The following is a 16,666-nucleotide window of genomic DNA, read 5'->3' on the forward strand; positions in this document are numbered from 1 at the left end:
ATACCGCGTCAGGCCCGCCAGGCCTGGCGCAAACGGCTTACCGCAGCCTGTATGTCGGCTTCCGGCACAGCCGCGAAGCCCAGCACCAGCCCGGCCCGCTGGTCTTCGGGCAAGGTGGTTTGCGGCAGCCAGTAGCTGCTCAGGCCGGCGACCTCGACCTCCACACTCGCGGCCTGGGCCAGCAGTTCCTGTTCCCGCGCCAGGCTGTCCACCCGCACCGTCAGGTGCAGCCCCGCCGCCACGCCGGGCAGCGGCCCGACGCCGCCGATCGCCTGCGGCCAGGCCGCCAGCAAGGTGTTGCGCCGGCTCAGGGCCGCCCGGCGCATGCGCCGGATATGCCGCTGAAAGTGCCCGGCCGCCATGAACTCGGCCATCACCGCCTGGGTACTGACCTCGGAATGGCGCACGTCCACCGCCCTGCGCTGGGCGAAGGCCTGGACCAGGGTTGGCGGCAGCACCAGGTAGCCCAGGCGCAGGGCCGGAAAGGCGACCTTGCCGAAGGTACCGACGTAGATCACCCGGCCCTGGCGGTCCAACGCCGCCAGGGGGGCCAGGGGCGCACCGCTGTAGCGGTACTCGCCGTCGTAGTCGTCCTCGATGATCCAGCCCTGGCTGCGTTCGGCCCAGGCCAGCAGCTCCAGGCGCCGGGCCAGGCTCATGATCACCCCGGTGGGGTACTGGTGGGACGGCGTGACATAGGCCAGGCGGCAGCTGTCCAGCTGCTCCAGCTGGCGGCAGTCGATGCCGTCCTGGTCCACCGCCACGCCCTGCAACTGCGCACCCGCCAGGGCGAACGCATGCCCCGCGGCGCGGTAGCCGGGGTTTTCCACAGCCACCCGGTCGCCGGGCTCCACCAGCAGCTGTGCACAAAGGCTGATGCCCTGCTGCGCGCCACTGGTGATCACAATTTGTTCAGCCGTGCAGTTCAGGCCCCGAGCGCTGCGCAGGTAGGCGGCGATCAGGCTGCGCAGCCGCGGATCGCCCGCCGAGTCCCCGTAGCACAATTGCCCGAGGTCTGGCCTGCGCCAGAAAGCCGCATTCAGCTTGGCCCAGACCTCGAACGGGAACAGATCGAAGGCTGGCACGCCAACCCGAAAAGCCCTTGGCGGCCCCTTGGGCGGGGTACTCAAATGATGGGTTTGCAGGCGCTGCCAGCCACTGCTGTGGATAACTTTACTGGATAAATCACCAGCCATTTCTGTCTGTTTTGTGGATAAACCTGTGGGTAAGCCTGTTGAAAACCCTGTGGATACTTTTGTGGATAGTTTTTTGATCGGCAATCGGGTTTCCGGCAATTGCGCCACATAGGTGCCGTCACCGACCCGCCCTTCGATAAAACCCTCGGCGTACAGCTGGTCATAGGCCCGCACCACGCTGTTGCGGGAAATCCCCAGGGCGGCGGCCAGGTCGCGGCTGGCAGGCAGGCGCGTACCACTGGCCAGGCGTCCGTCCAGCACCCGCTGTCCCAAGGCCTGGTACAGCTGGCGACTGAGGCCCTGGCGGCGGTCCAGCTCGATACCGGCCGGATTGAAGGACAACGGGGGTACGGCACTGTTCATCGAGGTTCACCTGGGCAATTGGACCCACAAAATAGACCAGAGATGGCTCTTACAACGAACCATTAGCCTGCCTAGGATGCAGCCACTCGCCAAGGATTTTTTTACATGTACCTACCCCGCGCTTTCGTCGATGAAGACCTCACCCGCCTGCAGCAACTGATCCTGGGCAGCCGCCTGGCGACCCTGGTGACCTGGGGCGCCCTGGGCCTGCAGGCCAGCCACCTGCCCCTGCTGCTGGACTCCGAACAGGGGGCCAATGGCACCCTCTACGGGCACCTGGCCAAGGCCAACCCGCAATGCGCCGAGCTGGCCAGTGGTGCCGAAGCCCTGGTGATTTTCACCGGCGAAGACGCCTACGTCAGCCCGTCGTTCTATCCGAGCAAGGCCGAACACGGCAAAGTGGTGCCGACCTGGAACTACGTGGCGGTGCACGCCTACGGCCAGCCCGAGGTATTCACCGACCCGCAGCGGCTGCTGAAGGTGGTGGAGGGCCTGACCGAGCGTCACGAAGCCGGTCGCCCACAACCGTGGAAGGTGGCCGATGCCCCGGCCGACTACCTCGACAGCATGCTGCGGGCGATTGTCGGCTTTGCCTTGCCGATCCAGCGGCTGGAAGGCAAGCGCAAGCTCAGCCAGAACCGCAGCGCCGAGGATATCGCCGGGGTGCGCGAAGGCCTCGCGGCCAGCGCCGACCTGCGCGACCAACAACTGTCGCGACTGATGAGCTAGGTTTTCGTCCAGAACAATAAAGGAGCTTTCATGCGCCAGATCCAGATCCGCCCCGTTACCGCCGCCGACCACAGCGCCTGGCTGCCCCTGTGGCAGGCCTACCTGCGCTTCTACGAGACCGAGCTGGCGGATGCCGTGACCCAGAGCACCTGGCAGCGCTTTCTCGACCCCAGCGAACCCACCCACGCGGCCCTGGCCTGGGACGGCGAGCGCGCCGTGGGCCTGGTGCATTTCATCTACCACCGCTCCAACTGGAGCATCGAGAATTCCTGCTACCTGCAGGATCTGCTGGTGACCCCCGACCAACGCGGGACCGGCGTGGGCCGCCAGCTGATCGAGTTCGTCTACGCCCAGGCCAAGCAGGACGGCTGTGCCAAGGTGCATTGGCTGACCCACGAAACCAATGCCACGGCCATCCAGTTGTATGAGCGCATCGCCGAGCGCCCGGGTTTCATCCAGTTCCGCAAACCCCTCTGAGTTGCCAAGGAGCCACTGCATGTCGATTTCACTCGCCGATTGGAAAGGCGTTCCCGCCCCCTCGGCCACCCTGCTTGCTGGGCGCTTCATCCGTTTGGAAAGGCTCGACCCGGCGCGCCATGGCGACGATCTGTTCCAGGTGCTGCAAGGCCCTGGCGCTGACCCCGTACTGTGGAACTACCTGCCTTATGGCCCCTTCCCCGAGCGCACGACGTTCGATGCCTGGCTCAGCGGCCATGCCGCCGCCAGCGACCCGTACTTCTTTACCGTGATCGACCGCGCCAGCGGCCAGGCCCAGGGCATCATCAGCCTGATGTCCATCGTCCCGGCCCAGGGCCGCATCGAGATCGGCCACGTGACCTTCGGCTCCCCCATGCAGCGTTCGCCAAAGAGCACGGAAGCGGTGTACCTGCTGGCCAAGGAAGCTTTCGCCCTGGGTTACCGACGGCTGGAGTGGAAGTGCAACAACGCCAATGAGCGCTCGCGCTATGCCGCACAGCGCTTGGGTTTCAGCTTCGAAGGGGTGTTTCGCCAGCACATGGTGGCCAAGGGACAGAACCGCGATACCGCGTGGTTCTCGATCCTGGACGGGGAATGGCCGGCAATCGCCAGGGGCTTCGAGCAGTGGCTCAGCGATGAAAACCAGAGCGGCTCGGGGCAGCTCAAGTCGCTGGCGGAGTGTCGCGGCTAAGCGGGATTTTCGCCGGCAAGCCGGCTCCTACAGACCTGTGTAGGAGCCGGCTTGCCAGCGAAGGACTCAACCGAGCTTCTGCGCCAGCACCGCAATATGCTCCGGCCCGATGCCGCAGCACCCGCCCACATGGCTGGCCCCGCGCTGGTGCCAGTCCGCCACCCATTGCAGATAACCCGGCGGGTCCAGGTCCTCGCGCAGCGGGCACAGGCCGTCGTTGGCGGTGGCATCCTCGGGTTGCGGCGGGAAGGCGTTGGCGTACACACCAATATGGATCTGCACGCCCAGGCGCTCGAAGGTCTCGCGAGCCGCATCCACCGCAGCCCCAATCACTTCCGGCTGGCTGCAGTTGAACAGCAGGGTCTGCACCCCCAGTTGCGCCGCCACCGCCGCCGCGTCAGCCACCGGCTCGCCGGAACGCAGGCGCGGCACTTCGTCGACCTCTTCATCCTTCAGGGTGAAGGACAGCCAGAACGGCTTGCCGTCCTTGGGCAATCCTGCGTGGATGGCCCGCGCTTCGGCGATCGAGCTTTGGGTTTCTGCGAGCCACAGGTCCACGAACGGTGCCAGTCCTTTAACCAGCGGGCTCAGCACTTCCTCGACCCGGGACGCATCGAACAGATCCGGGCGATAGGAGCCGAACAGCGGCGGCAATGAACCCGCCACCCGCACCGGCTTGCCGGAGGCCTCCACCGCGCGGCGCGCCAGCTCACCGGCCAGGGCCGCCAGGGCCTGGCCTTCGGCGGCAAAGCGCTCTTCACCGATGTGGAACGGCACCACGGCGTAACTGTTGCTGGTGATGACGTTGGAACCGCTGGCGATATAGGCCGCATGCACCGCCTCCACCGCCTGGGGGTCTTCGCTCAACGCCAGGGCTGACCACTCGGGCTGCCGGAACGGCGCGCCACGGCGCTGCAACTCACGACCCATACCGCCATCCAGAATTACCGTGCTAACTGCGCCCATATGCTTTTTACTCATATGCTTATGAAAATAACTCACTACCGGAGTCGTTCTTATAACTATTAAATACGCACCATTCGGTTAATAACAACTCTTTTTCAGTCAGGATTCCGATGAATTTCAAACCGCTGCTGGCCCTCGGCCTGACCGTACTTGCCGCCTCCTCCCAAGCCTTCGCCGGCGCCACCTTGGAGCGTATCGAGCAGAAAAAGGAGCTGGTCGGGGTGCTGATGGAAAGCTACCCGCCCTTCTCCTTCCTCAATGAGCAGAACCAGCTGGACGGTTTCGACGTCGACGTGGCCAAGGCCGTGGCTGACAAGCTTGGGGTCAAGTTGCGCCTGGAAACCCCGTCCTGGGACGTGATCGCCGCCGGACACTGGAGCGGACGCTACGATATCTGCATCTGCTCCATGACCCCGAGCAAGGCCCGCGCCGAGGTCTTCGACTTCCCGGTGCAGTACTACGCCTCGCCGGCGGTGATCGTGGTCAACGCCAAGGACGAGCGGATCCACGGCGCCAAGGACCTGAGCGACAAGAAGGTCGGCCTCACCGCCGCCTCCAGCTACGAGAGCTACCTGAACAAGAATCTGGTGATCGAAGGCGCTGAAGACACCCACCTGCAATATCCCTTCGAGAACGTGCAAATCGCCCCCTACGACACCGACAACGTGGCCTTCCAGGACCTCGGCCTGGGCCCGGGCGTGCGCCTGGATGCGATCCTCACCAACCTGGTCACCGCGCAACCGCGGCTGACCCAGGATGCGCGCTTCAAGCTGGCCGGCGAGGCGCTGTATGCCGAACCCAACTCGGTGGCCATCGAGAAAGGCGATGCCCAGTGGGACGCCAAGGTGCGTGAAGTCTTCGCCCAGCTGAAGCAGGACGGCACCCTGAGCAAGCTGTCGCAGAAATGGATCGGCGCCGACATCAGCCAATGACCGCCTACACGCCACCGCCGCAGCCACCACAATCGGTGGCTGCACCGTTGCTCAAGCGCCTGCTGGGCTTTCGCACCCGCCTGTACCTGACCTGGGCCGCGTTGCTGGTGCTGTTCGCCAGCTTCTTCCTGAGCTTCGAGCTGAAATTCTCGATCATCCTCGACAAGCTGCCGAACCTGCTGGGCCTGCACCTGTCCCCCAGTGGTTTCCTCCAGGGCGCGGCGCTGACCCTGTTCCTCTGCGCCTGCTCCATCGTCGCCTCGTCGCTGCTGGGCTTCGTCACCGCCCTGGCGCGGCTGTCCTCGAGCGCCGTGGCGTTCGGCATCGCCAGCTTCTACGCCTCGTTCTTTCGCGGCACGCCGCTGCTGATCCAGATCCTGCTGATCTACCTCGGCCTGCCGCAACTGGGCGTGGTGCCGGGCGCCATTACCGCCGGGATCATCGCCCTGTCGCTGAACTACGGCGCCTACCTCAGCGAGATCTTCCGCGCCGGCATCCTCGGCGTGCCCCATGGCCAGCGCCAGGCCGCCCTGGCCCTGGGCATGAGCGACAGCGTGATCTTCTGGCAGGTGACCCTGCCCCAGGCCATGCGCACCATCATTCCGCCGGCCACCAACCAGTTCATCTCGATGCTCAAGGACTCGTCGCTGATCTCGGTGATGGGGGTCTGGGAAGTGATGTTCCTGGCCCAGTCCTACGGCCGTTCCAGCTACCGCTACATCGAGATGCTCAGCACCGCAGCGCTGATCTACTGGCTGCTGTCCATCGGCCTGGAACTGATCCAGGCGCGGATGGAAAGGCATTACGGCAAGGGTTACGTTCAGCGCGGGTGAAGCTCAAGGGCGCAGGGAAACCACTCCCATCTGCAGGCCGAAAGGCTTGAACACCGCGTTGAGCGACTTGAGGGTCGGGTTGCCGTCGCCGTGTTCGATATGGATCAGGGTACGCAGGGAAATCCGGCACATCCTGGCGAACTGGCTCTGATGCAACCCGGTGACTTCAGTGCGCAGGCGCTTGACCGCATCACCAACCGACAAACGCCCAGCGGCCAGTTCCTGGCGGATGTTATCGATCAGCAGGCCGCGCTGTTCCAGGGTCGTAGTCATCGCAAACCCCACTCCTGCAGGCGTCGATCCAGGTCACGCAGGTAAATGCGCGGGTGATTCAGGGTGGCCTCGGGCAAGCCCCCGGCACTCAGCAGGTCCGGCAGGGCCCGTAGCCGTTCGGCATCTTCGCGCAGGCGCGTCAGCGCAGCATCGGGATCGATCAGCGGCTTGAGGCTGGCACACACCTGGCGCCAGTCGATATCACCCGCCACTTCCATCCGGCCGGGCCATTTGGTGCTGCGGGTAATGCCCTTGTCATCCATCACTCGCGGCGCCAGATCGTGGATCGGCGCCAACTGCACCTGGCCCTCGTGACGGATGATCCAGGTATTGCGCCCATGGTTGGCCGAGTTGCCAAGAATCTTGTTGAGCAGGTCCCGACGCAGGTAGTCGGCCACCAGCTCCGGGATCGCCGAGGCCTGCCCGGCGGTTCGCCAGAGTTCGGCCAGCAGCCCCAGGACCTTGGTGTGCCGCATGCCCAGGCTCTGGCCGGGCAACCCCGCCAGGGAATAGATGGACTCCAGCGCCAGCCGTTCCACACCCTGCCCGTGCAGGCGACGATCAAAGCGTCGCATCCACAGGCTCGGCTGCCGCTCCTCTTCCAGGGCCAGGCCTTGGGCGGGAACCGTATCGATGCCCAGCTGCTGCAGCGCCCGGTAGTAGTGGAATTCGCTTCTGAGCATGTCGCAGTCATTTGGCGTCGCCTGCTCTGGTGGGCATTTCACCAGCCAGTGGCACGCCGCCAACCTGTCTTCCAACAGCGCATCGGGGTACAGCAACCCGTCACGCCCCTGGGTCAGCAGCAGCTTCGTCGCCTCGCCAACGGCACCGGTGGCACCGCTCATTGCCGCTCCCTGTTCATGGGCGTATTCAAGAAAGCGGTTGTCGCGGGCGCTCACCTCGGCCCGGGAGAACCCCAGCAGCGGCCGTTCATTCATGGCGGCAAGGGACTCCTTGATCCGCAGATTGCCCATGGGGGCCGCGCTGGATCGGGCCAGCTGGAACAAGTCGGGGGCAATGCCGGCGGGGCGCGCGCCCACCGAGCGCTCGGCCAAAAAACGCTGCATGGTGAGCGTCGGCGCAATGTCATACAGGAACGCCGGGGCGCCCGGACTGCGCAGCAGTTCCCAGGTCAGCGGCAGACGCACACTCACCGATCCCGCCAGCGGCGTAGCAAAGGCTTCCAGATTGCCTGCCAGGTACGACTGCTCATAACCCAGACGGCAAGGGCTGGTGAAGCCCTGCTCGGGATGCTCGAAAATCAGGGTCATCGCATCGCTCCACGTCCCGGCGCGATGGACCTGTAAAGTCAGCTGTAGCATTCATTACCTGCAATTTAATGCACTTTTTGTGCGTCATTACCTCTGCGAAATGCATTGTAATGCAGATTCAGCCGATTTCTGCAGACAATAAGTGCACTAAAATACACTCAGGCAAATCGTGGACAAAAAAAGGGAGGCCGTAGCCTCCCCGAGGTAAAGCGTTGCAGATGAAGGCCTGAACTCAGCCTTCGATCTCGATCAGGATCTCGCCCGGGTTGACCCGGTCGCCCTTGGCCACATGGATCGCCACGACCTTGCCGGCAACCGCTGCCTGGACTTCGGTCTCCATCTTCATGGCTTCGGTGATCAATACCGCCTGGCCGGCCTTGACCGTGTCGCCTTCCTTGACCAGCACATCGACGATGTTGCCCGGCATGGTGGTGCTGACATGGCCCGGGGCGCTCGCCTGCTTGCGCTTGCTGCCACCACCGCCGACGAATTCGTTGAGAGGTTCGAACACCACCTCTTCCGGCATGCCGTCGATGGACAGGTAGAAGTGGCGCTTGCCTTCGGCCTTGACCCCGACGCCGGTGATGTCGACGCGGTAGGTCTCGCCGTGGACGTCGATGACGAACTCGGTGGGCACGCCTTCACCGCCCGGCTTGCTCACGCCGCCCGCTTCAGGAATCGGCAGCAGCACTTCCGGAACCAGGGTGCCGGCCTCACGCTCTTCGAGGAACTTGCGCCCGATGTCCGGGAACATGGCGTAGGTCAGCACGTCTTCTTCGGAATGCGCCAGGGCGCCGATTTCGCCACGCAGCTTGGTCATTTCCGGCTTCAGCAGGTCGGCGGGACGTACATCGATCACCTCCTCGCTGCCGATGGCCTGGCGCCGCAGTTTCTCGTCGACTTCCCCCGGAGCCTTGCCGTAGCCGCCTTGCAGGTAGAGCTTCACTTCGTTGGTGATGGTCTTGTAGCGCTCGCCAGCCAGGACGTTGAAGAACGCCTGGGTACCGACGATCTGCGAAGTCGGGGTCACCAGCGGCGGGTAGCCCAGGTCGTGACGGACCCGTGGAATCTCGGCCAGCACTTCGTTCATGCGGTTCAGGGCGCCCTGCTCTTTGAGCTGGTTGGCCAGGTTGGAAATCATCCCGCCCGGCACCTGGTTGACCTGCACCCGGGTGTCCACGGCGGTGAATTCGCTTTCGAACTGGTGGTACTTCTTGCGCACGGCGTAGAAGTACAGGCCGATTTCCTGCAGCAGTTCCAGGTCCAGGCCGGTGTCGAACTCGCTGCCTTTGAGGGCTGCGACCATGGACTCGGTACCCGGGTGGCTGGTGCCCCAGGCGAAGCTGGAGATGGCGGTGTCGATATGGTCGGCGCCGTTCTCGATGGCCTTGAGTTGGCACATCGCAGCCAGGCCGGCGGTGTCGTGGGAGTGGATGAACACCGGCAGCGACAGCTCGGCCTTCAGCGCCTTGACCAGCTCGCCGGTGGCGTAAGGGGTCAACAGGCCGGCCATGTCCTTGATCGCGATGGAGTCGCAGCCCATGGCTTCCATCTGCTTGCCCTGGGCCACGAAGGCCTCGATGGTGTGCACCGGGCTGGTGGTGTAGGCGATGGTGCCCTGGGCGTGCTTGCCGGCGGCTTTCACCGCTTCGATGGCGACCCGCAGGTTACGCACGTCGTTCATGGCGTCGAAGATGCGGAACACGTCGATGCCATTGACCGCCGCCTTGGCCACGAAGGCCCGGACCACGTCATCGCTGTAATGGCGGTAGCCCAGCAGGTTCTGGCCGCGCAGGAGCATCTGCAGGCGGGTGTTGGGCAGCGCGGCGCGCAGTTTGCGCAGGCGCTCCCAGGGGTCTTCCTTGAGGAAGCGCACGCAGGCATCGAAGGTGGCGCCGCCCCAGACTTCCAGGGACCAGTAGCCGACTTTGTCGAGCTTGTCGCAGATCGGCAGCATGTCGTCGGTGCGCATGCGGGTCGCCAGCAGCGATTGGTGGGCGTCGCGCAGGATGGTGTCGGTTACATGAATCTTCTTGGACATTGTTTTATTCCTCACAGGCCTGCGTGGGCGGCAATGGCGGCGGCGATGGCCAGGGCCAGCTCTTCGGGTTTGCGCTTGATCGAGTAGTTGGTCAGTTCCGGGTGGCTCTCAACGAAGCTGGTGTTGAACTGACCGCTGCGGAATTCCGGGTTACGCAGGATTTCCTGGTAATAGGCGGCGGTGGTCTTGACCCCTTGCAGGCGCATGTCGTCCAGGGCGCGCAGGCCACGGTCCATCGCTTCTTCCCAGGTCAGGGCCCAGACCACGAGTTTCAGGCACATGGAGTCGTAGAACGGCGGAATGGTGTAGCCGGTGTAGATCGCCGTGTCGGTGCGCACGCCCGGGCCGCCGGGGGCGTAGTAGCGGGTGATCTTGCCGAAGCTGGGCAGGAAGTTGTTCTTCGGGTCCTCGGCATTGATCCGGAACTGCAGGGCAAAGCCGCGGTGCTGGATGTCTTCCTGTTTCACCGAGAGCGGCAGGCCGGAAGCAATGCGGATCTGCTCGCGGACGATATCGATGCCGGTGATTTCTTCGGTGATGGTGTGTTCCACCTGCACCCGGGTGTTCATCTCCATGAAGTACACCTCGCCCTCGGCGAGCAGGAACTCCACGGTGCCGGCGTTCTCGTAGCCCACGGCCTTGGCCGCGCGCACCGACAGGTCGCCGATGTAGGCGCGCTGTTCCGGGGTCAGCTGCGGGCTCGGGGCGATCTCGATGAGCTTCTGGTTGCGGCGCTGGATCGAGCAGTCGCGCTCGAACAGGTGCACCACGTTGCCAAAGCTGTCACCGAGGATCTGCGCTTCGATGTGCTTGGGATTGACGATGCACTTTTCCAGGAACACTTCCGCCGAACCGAAGGCCTTGGTGGCTTCGGAAATGACCCGGGGGAAAGCCTGCTCCAGCTCTTCACGGCTGTTACAACGACGGATGCCGCGCCCGCCACCACCGGAGGTGGCCTTGAGCATCACCGGGTAGCCGATGCGGTCGCCTTCGGACAGGGCTTCGTGGATATCGGCCACGTTGCCTTCGGTGCCCGGAGTCACCGGCACGCCCGCCTTGATCATGCTGCGGCGGGCTTCGGTCTTGTCGCCCATGCGGCGGATCACTTCCGCCGACGGGCCAATGAACTTGATTCCACGTTCGGCGCAGATGTCCGCCAGTTCGGCGTTTTCCGAGAGAAACCCATAGCCGGGATGCAGCGCATCACAGCCGGTTTCCACCGCCAGGTTCACCAGTTTGCGTGGGTTCAGGTAGCCGGCCAGCGGCTCGGCGCCAATGCTGTGGGCCTCATCCGCGCGCTTTACATGCAAGGCATGGCGATCGGCGTCGGAGAAGATCGCTACCGAACGGATGCCCATTTCCGCGCAGGCACGCACGATTCGTACGGCAATCTCACCACGGTTGGCGATCAGGATCTTTTTTATCACTTGGAGGTTCCCTTGAGCCGTTGAAACAGACGACCCGCTAGACCGAGTCGGCGCGTGACCAAATGTTTCAAGTCAGTCGCAGCGACACACTAGCTCTGCAGAGGGATTAACAAAAATCAATAATTATTGGGTTGGCCATAAGTAAAGACTTATAGTCATGCCACCAGCCCTTGGCGCGAGCCCTCAAGAAATGCGCAAGTCCTTGATGAGACTGACATTGCGTCAGTTGCAGATTTTCAATGAAGTCTGCGATCTACGCTCCTACAGCCGCGCCGCCGATGAAATGTCCCTCACCCAGCCCGCGGTCAGCCTGCAGATTCGCCAGTTGGAGGAGCTGATCGGCCAGCCGCTGTTCGACTATGTGGGCAAGAAGCTCTACATGACCGAAGCCGCCGAAGCGCTGCAACGGGCCAGCCGGGACATCTTCGGGCGCCTGGAGAACCTCGACATGCAGCTCTCCGACATGCAGGGTTCGCTGCAGGGCCAGCTCAAGCTGGCGGTGGAATCCAGCGCCAAGTACTTCGTGCCGCACCTGTTCGCCGCCTTCAAGCGCCAGCACCCGGAAGTGCACCTGCAACTGACGGTGGTCAACCGCTCCCAGGTGATCCGCCGGCTCTCGGACAATCGCGACGACCTGGTGATCATGTCCATGGTGCCCCAGGACATGGAGCTGGAGTTCCTGCCCTTCCTCAACAACCCGATCGTCGCGGTGGCCCCGCCGGAGCACCCCCTGAGCCACATGGGCCCGCTGCGCCTGCAGGACCTGGAGCCCTACACGCTGGTACTGCGCGAACAGGGCTCCGGCACCCGCCTGGCCTGCGAGGAGTACTTCAAGGAGAAGCGCGTGCACTTCACCCAGATCCTCGAAGTGTCGTCGGCGGAAGCTCAGCGTGAGTGTGTGCGGGCGGGTCTGGGCGTGGCCTTGCTGACGCGCCACGCCCTGAACCTTGAGTTGGCGACCGGCGGCTTGATCGAGTTGCCGGTCGAAGAGCTGCCATTGCTTCGCAGCTGGTGCCTGGTGCAGGCCAAAGCCAAACGCCTGTCACCGGTAGCGCATGCGTTCCTGGGATTCATCCGCAGCGAACGCGTGCAGATCAGCGGGCTGGTTGAACGCTTCGACGGGAAGCCGCGGGTGCCGCCTGCCAGTAATTGACGGCCTCGAGCTCGGGGTAATCGTTGATTTGCTGTTGCAACTGACGCAGCTCGAAGCGGTGTTCGATCGCACGACGAAATTCCATGCGGCGCTGGTCTTCCTGCTGACGACGGGTCTTGACTGCGCTGTTGCTCTCTTCGTAAGGCCGGGCCATTTCGAGTCTCCCAATGCGAGTACGGAAGCTTCACGATGGACGTCGGCGGTTACGGTTTGGCGGCGGGTCGGTTACAGGACGATGAACATTCACAGCGCCTACCTATCTGTAGGAGCTGGCTTGCCAGCGAAGGCATCGGTCAGCGCGATGCACAACCCCGAGGCCTCATCACCGGCCAGAGAGACTCAGTCGTCCAGGGCTTTCACCGACTTGGGCGACAGGCGCAAGCTGCGAAGGCTGCGCTTGACGCTCTTGAGGTGGTTCACCAGGCTCGGGCCGCGGGCCATGGCCACGCCCATCGCCAGCACGTCGATCACCACCAGGTGGGCGATACGCGAGGTCAGCGGGGTGTAGATCTCGGTGTCTTCGTGCACGTCGATCGCCAGGTTGACCGTGGACAGCTCGGCCAACGGCGTCTGGCTCGGGCACAGGGTGATCAGCGAGGCGCCGCTTTCACGTACCAGGTTGGCGGTGATCAGCAGGTCCTTGGAACGACCGGACTGGGAAATGCAGATGGCGACATCGGTAGGCTTCAAGGTCACCGCCGACATCGCCTGCATGTGCGGGTCGGAATAGGCCGCTGCGGTCAGCAGCAAACGGAAGAACTTGTGCTGGGCATCCGCCGCTACCGCGCCCGAGGCACCAAAGCCGTAGAACTCCACGCGCTGGGCCTGGGACATGGCGGTCACCGCCTGCTGCAGGGCCACCGGGTCGAGCTTCTCGCGGACCTCCATCAGGGTATGCAGGGTGGTGTCGAAGATCTTCAGGCTGTAGTCGGCGACTGAATCGTCTTCATGGATCGCGAACTGGCCGAAGCTGGCCCCGGCGGCAAGGCTCTGTGCCAGCTTGAGCTTGAGGTCCTGGAAGCCGGAGCAGCCGATGGCCCGGCAGAAGCGCACGATGGTCGGTTCACTGATGCCCACGCTGTGGGCCAGGTCCGCCATGGAACTGTGCATCACGGCCGCAGGATCAAGGAGCACGTGATCGGCGACCTTGAGTTCCGATTTGCGTAACAAATGACGTGACTGGGCGATGTGCTGCAACAGGTTCAAAGGGCTGGACTCATTGTTATTGGCTGACGCCGGGGATGTAGCAAGCTTGTAGTTATACTACAGGAATCGGCTTTTTGCCCGCCCAATGCATCACGAAGTTGCCTGCCTGCCCCCCATTTTCAGCCGGGTACGACTTATGTAGCCGTTGTGGCAGGCAGCCCTGGCGGCTACCGGCTCTGGGCCTGCAACAGCAGCGCGAGGCCTTCGGCGGCCACCGGGCGGCTGATCAGGTAGCCCTGCACCTCGTCGCAGTGTTCCGCCTTGAGGAAGGCCAGTTGCGCGGGGTCTTCCACCCCTTCGGCCACCACTTTCAACGACAGCCCATGAGCCATGGCGATGATCGCCCGGGTGATCGCCGCGTCCTCACCGCCCTCGGCCAGGCCGCGAATGAAGGCCTGGTCGATCTTCACGTAATCCACCGGGATCCGTTTCAGGTAACTCAGGGACGAATAGCCAGTGCCGAAGTCGTCGATGGCCAGCTTGACCCCCAGGCCCCGCAGTTGCTGGAAGGTCGCGATGATGTGCTCGACGCTGTCCAGCAGTTGGCTTTCGGTCAGTTCCAGTTCGAGAAAATGCGGCTCCAGGCCGGTTTCTTCCAGCACCTGGCGCACCAGGCTCACCAGCTTGCCCTGGCGCAACTGATACACCGACAGGTTGACCGACACGCGAATCGGCTCCAGGCCCTGGCGTTGCCATTCGCAGGCTTGGCGGCACGCCTGGCGCAACACGAACTCGCCAATGGGGCCGATCAATCCGGTCTCTTCCGCCAGGCCGATGAAATCTCCCGGGGGCACCCGGCCCATGACGGGGTGATCCCAGCGCACCAGGGCCTCGGCGGCATTCAGACGGCCGCTGGCCAGGCACAGCTTGGGTTGGTAGAAGACCGTCAACTGGCCCTCCTCAATGGCCTTGCGCAGCTGGTTTTCCAGCTGCAGGCGCTCCAGGGTGCTGGCTTGCAGGCTCTCGGTATAGAACTGGAAATTGTTGCCGCCCAGGTGCTTGGCATGAGCCATGGCCATGTTCGCCTGGCTGATCAGGGCTGCGATCTCCCGGGCGCTGTCGGGCAGCATGCTGATGCCCATGGAAGCGCTGACCACCAGTTCATGGCCCTCGACGGTGATCGGCAGGCGCAGCTTGCTCAGCAGCCGGGTAGCGACCCGGGTCAGGCTCGACAGGCTGCCGTAAGCGTCGAACAGCACGGCGAATTCGTCCCCGGAAAGCCGGGCGATGGTGTCGGCTTCCGGCAAGGCATTGACCAGCCGCCGGGCCATCTTTTGCAGCAACTGGTCGGCCACTTCATGGCCAAGGCTGTCGTTGAGCAGCTTGAAACGGTCCAGGTTGATGTGCAGCAAGGCCAGGCTGCGGCCGCCCTGGCGCACCCGCTGATGGGCCTCGCGCAGGCGCTCGCGGAACAGCGAACGGTTGGCCAGCCCCGTGAGTTCGTCGTAATGGGTGAGGTAGCGCATGCGCTCCTCGGATTCGCGCCGTGCCGAAAGATCGGCGAAGAAGCCCACGATATGCCGGACTTTTCCTCGTTTATCACGCACGACATTCAATTGCAGCCATTGTGGGTAGAGCTCGCCGTTCTTGCGTGTCTCCACCAACTCGCCCTGCCAGCTGCCGTACTGTTCCAGGGCCTGGTGGATCAACGGGTAGTGCCGGCGCGCATCGCGGCTGCACGACAGCTCCACTACATTGCGCCCGAGCATGTCTTCGATCTGGTAGCCGGTGACCTGGCTGAAGGCCTGATTGGCGGCGATCAAGGCGTAATCGGGGTCGAGGATGACGATGCCTTCGCTGGCCGCCTCGAACACCGTGGCCGCCAGGTTGCGCTGGACCTCCAGCTCCTTGTCGGCACTGATGTCGCGACGGGTGCCGGCCATGCGCAGCACCCGGCCACTGGGGCTGCGCTCCACGGCCCGGCCACGGTCCTCGATCCACACCCAGTGGCCGGCGCCGTGGCGTACCCGGTACTCCACCTGGTAATCGTCGCTGCGGCCCTTGAGGTGCTCCACCAGGGCGCGCTTGAGCAGGGGCAGGTCTTCCGGATGCAGGCGTGGCTTGAGATGGCTGAGCATGGCCGTGACATCTTCCGGCTCCAGGCCGAACAGCTCCTTGATCTGGGTGTGATGGACCTCGTCGGTCTGCAGGTTCCAGTCCCACAGCCCCAGCTCGCTGGCGTTCAGGGCCAGGGCTAGGCGCGCCTCGCTCTTGCTCAGGGCCTGGTTGGCGGCGTCCAGCTCCAGGCTGCGCTGGGCCACTCGCTGTTCCAGCCCGGTCTGGGCTTCGCGCAGTTGCTCCTCGGCACGGCGGCGCTGCTCCACTTCCCGGGCCAGCTCGCGGTTGAGCTGATCGCTGCGGCCCTGGGCATTCTGCAGGTGCTCGATCAGGGCCTGGTTCTGAAAACGCCGCAGCAGGCCGCGCTGCATCAGGCGGTTGACCTGCCAGGCCACCACACTCAGCGACACCAGCAGGATCAGCCCGAGCCAGCCCCAGCCACGCTGCTGGTCGTCGCCGCCCCAGAACAGGTAGGCGATGGCCGGCAACAGACATGGCAAGGTGAATGAAAGGAAGGCCTGCAGGCTCACCGCGTAGGCTACGCTGGCGGAGAGGATGGCCGCACCGATGAGGCCGAAGACCCAGGCCTGCTGCAGGAAATTGTCGGTGGGCACCAGGGCGATGCCGGCGCAGGCCAGGGTCAGGCCACTGACCGCCGAGCCCAGGAGAAACATGCGTTGCCACACCGGCTGTGCCTGGCGGCTGGGAATCGCCGAATCGAAGGCCGCCACCTGGATCACCCGCAAGGCCACCAGGGCCAGCAGCCAGACCATCCACACACTGAGCAACAGATAGCGCGCCGGGCTCCATAGCAGCCAGGTGCACACCAGGCCGTTGAGCAACATGAACAAGGTAGGCAGCAACGAGCCCTGGTACAGCAGGCGCGTACGCTCCACTGCCATCTCCACGGCGTAGTGCTGGCGGATGACCCGGGGCTCCACAAAGGGCCCGGACAGGTCGGGGTTAAGTGTCATAGGCAGTGTTCTTATAATGGTTGAGCCCGAAACGTCGCCGGAGCATACACAAGCAAAGCCCCGAGCCAAACTGCTC

15 protein-coding genes are annotated in these 16,666 nt (G+C 64.0%); 6 read left to right on the forward strand and 9 right to left on the reverse strand.

What is annotated here, in order from left to right:
* Positions 1-8 precede the first annotated feature (8 nt).
* On the reverse strand, positions 9-1,559 hold the full coding sequence (locus ABCR88_RS32480; RefSeq protein WP_041120462.1) for a PLP-dependent aminotransferase family protein: 1,551 nt from the start codon (positions 1,557-1,559) through the stop codon (positions 9-11).
* 105 nt (positions 1,560-1,664) lie between these two features.
* On the opposite strand from ABCR88_RS32480, the gene ABCR88_RS32485 reads away from it, so the two are divergent.
* From ABCR88_RS32485 to ABCR88_RS32495, 3 genes are read left to right on the forward strand one after another with little or no spacing between them, the layout of a single operon-like run.
* Entirely contained in the window at positions 1,665-2,288 is a 624-nt protein-coding gene (locus tag ABCR88_RS32485) for an FMN-binding negative transcriptional regulator (protein WP_350403908.1), read from the forward strand.
* A gap of 30 nt (positions 2,289-2,318) precedes the next feature.
* Positions 2,319-2,765: a GNAT family N-acetyltransferase gene (locus ABCR88_RS32490; protein WP_015637527.1), complete on the forward strand. Its 447-nt coding sequence runs from the start codon at positions 2,319-2,321 to the stop codon at positions 2,763-2,765.
* A gap of 19 nt (positions 2,766-2,784) precedes the next feature.
* Entirely contained in the window at positions 2,785-3,456 is a 672-nt protein-coding gene (locus ABCR88_RS32495) for a GNAT family protein (protein WP_350403909.1), read from the forward strand.
* Between the two features lie 66 nt (positions 3,457-3,522).
* On the opposite strand, the gene ABCR88_RS32500 is transcribed toward ABCR88_RS32495, so the two are convergent.
* Entirely contained in the window at positions 3,523-4,422 is a 900-nt protein-coding gene (locus ABCR88_RS32500; protein WP_041120467.1) for a homocysteine S-methyltransferase family protein, read from the reverse strand.
* Between the two features lie 110 nt (positions 4,423-4,532).
* Between ABCR88_RS32500 and ABCR88_RS32505 the strand changes: the two genes are divergently transcribed.
* Both ABCR88_RS32505 and ABCR88_RS32510 read left to right on the forward strand, forming a co-directional pair.
* Positions 4,533-5,354 carry an ABC transporter substrate-binding protein gene (locus ABCR88_RS32505; RefSeq protein WP_350403911.1) on the forward strand — a complete coding sequence of 274 codons (822 nt, stop codon included), beginning with the start codon at positions 4,533-4,535 and terminating at the stop codon, positions 5,352-5,354.
* The gene (locus tag ABCR88_RS32510; protein ID WP_011064319.1) at positions 5,351-6,187 is read left to right on the forward strand and encodes an amino acid ABC transporter permease; all 837 of its coding nucleotides are present in this window, start codon (positions 5,351-5,353) and stop codon (positions 6,185-6,187) included. The genes ABCR88_RS32505 and ABCR88_RS32510 overlap by 4 nt, the downstream gene beginning before the upstream one ends.
* Positions 6,188-6,190: 3 nt before the next feature.
* Here ABCR88_RS32510 and ABCR88_RS32515 read toward each other — a convergent pair whose 3' ends face one another.
* The 4 genes from ABCR88_RS32515 to ABCR88_RS32530 all read right to left on the reverse strand — a co-directional run bounded on the left by ABCR88_RS32515 (position 6,191) and on the right by ABCR88_RS32530 (position 11,199).
* Positions 6,191-6,460 carry a helix-turn-helix transcriptional regulator gene (locus ABCR88_RS32515; protein WP_011064320.1) on the reverse strand — a complete coding sequence of 90 codons (270 nt, stop codon included), beginning with the start codon at positions 6,458-6,460 and terminating at the stop codon, positions 6,191-6,193.
* Complete coding sequence (locus ABCR88_RS32520; protein ID WP_350023407.1) at positions 6,457-7,731, reverse strand: HipA domain-containing protein; 1,275 nt, start codon at positions 7,729-7,731, stop codon at positions 6,457-6,459. Before ABCR88_RS32520 ends, ABCR88_RS32515 begins: the two co-directional genes overlap by 4 nt.
* A 232-nt stretch (positions 7,732-7,963) precedes the next feature.
* Positions 7,964-9,772, reverse strand: a complete 1,809-nt coding sequence (gene oadA, locus ABCR88_RS32525; protein ID WP_053160502.1) for a sodium-extruding oxaloacetate decarboxylase subunit alpha — start codon at positions 9,770-9,772, stop codon at positions 7,964-7,966.
* A gap of 11 nt (positions 9,773-9,783) precedes the next feature.
* Positions 9,784-11,199: an acetyl-CoA carboxylase biotin carboxylase subunit gene (locus ABCR88_RS32530; RefSeq protein ID WP_015637534.1), complete on the reverse strand. Its 1,416-nt coding sequence runs from the start codon at positions 11,197-11,199 to the stop codon at positions 9,784-9,786.
* Positions 11,200-11,389: 190 nt separating this feature from the next.
* Between ABCR88_RS32530 and ABCR88_RS32535 the strand changes: the two genes are divergently transcribed.
* Entirely contained in the window at positions 11,390-12,352 is a 963-nt protein-coding gene (locus tag ABCR88_RS32535; protein WP_041774538.1) for a LysR family transcriptional regulator, read from the forward strand.
* Here ABCR88_RS32535 and ABCR88_RS32540 read toward each other — a convergent pair.
* From ABCR88_RS32540 to ABCR88_RS32550, 3 genes are all read right to left on the reverse strand, one after another.
* Complete coding sequence (locus tag ABCR88_RS32540) at positions 12,294-12,506, reverse strand: hypothetical protein (RefSeq protein ID WP_081002137.1); 213 nt, start codon at positions 12,504-12,506, stop codon at positions 12,294-12,296. The two genes, ABCR88_RS32535 and ABCR88_RS32540, sit on opposite strands and share 59 nt — an antisense overlap.
* Before the next feature lie 185 nt (positions 12,507-12,691).
* The gene (hexR, locus tag ABCR88_RS32545) at positions 12,692-13,558 is read right to left on the reverse strand and encodes a transcriptional regulator HexR (protein WP_011064325.1); all 867 of its coding nucleotides are present in this window, start codon (positions 13,556-13,558) and stop codon (positions 12,692-12,694) included.
* 167 nt (positions 13,559-13,725) lie between these two features.
* Positions 13,726-16,590, reverse strand: a complete 2,865-nt coding sequence (locus ABCR88_RS32550; RefSeq protein ID WP_011064326.1) for a GGDEF domain-containing phosphodiesterase — start codon at positions 16,588-16,590, stop codon at positions 13,726-13,728.
* Positions 16,591-16,666 lie beyond the last annotated feature (76 nt).

It is taken from the genome of Pseudomonas sp. W17, from assembly GCF_040268305.1.
GTDB classification, from domain to species: domain Bacteria; phylum Pseudomonadota; class Gammaproteobacteria; order Pseudomonadales; family Pseudomonadaceae; genus Aquipseudomonas; species Aquipseudomonas protegens.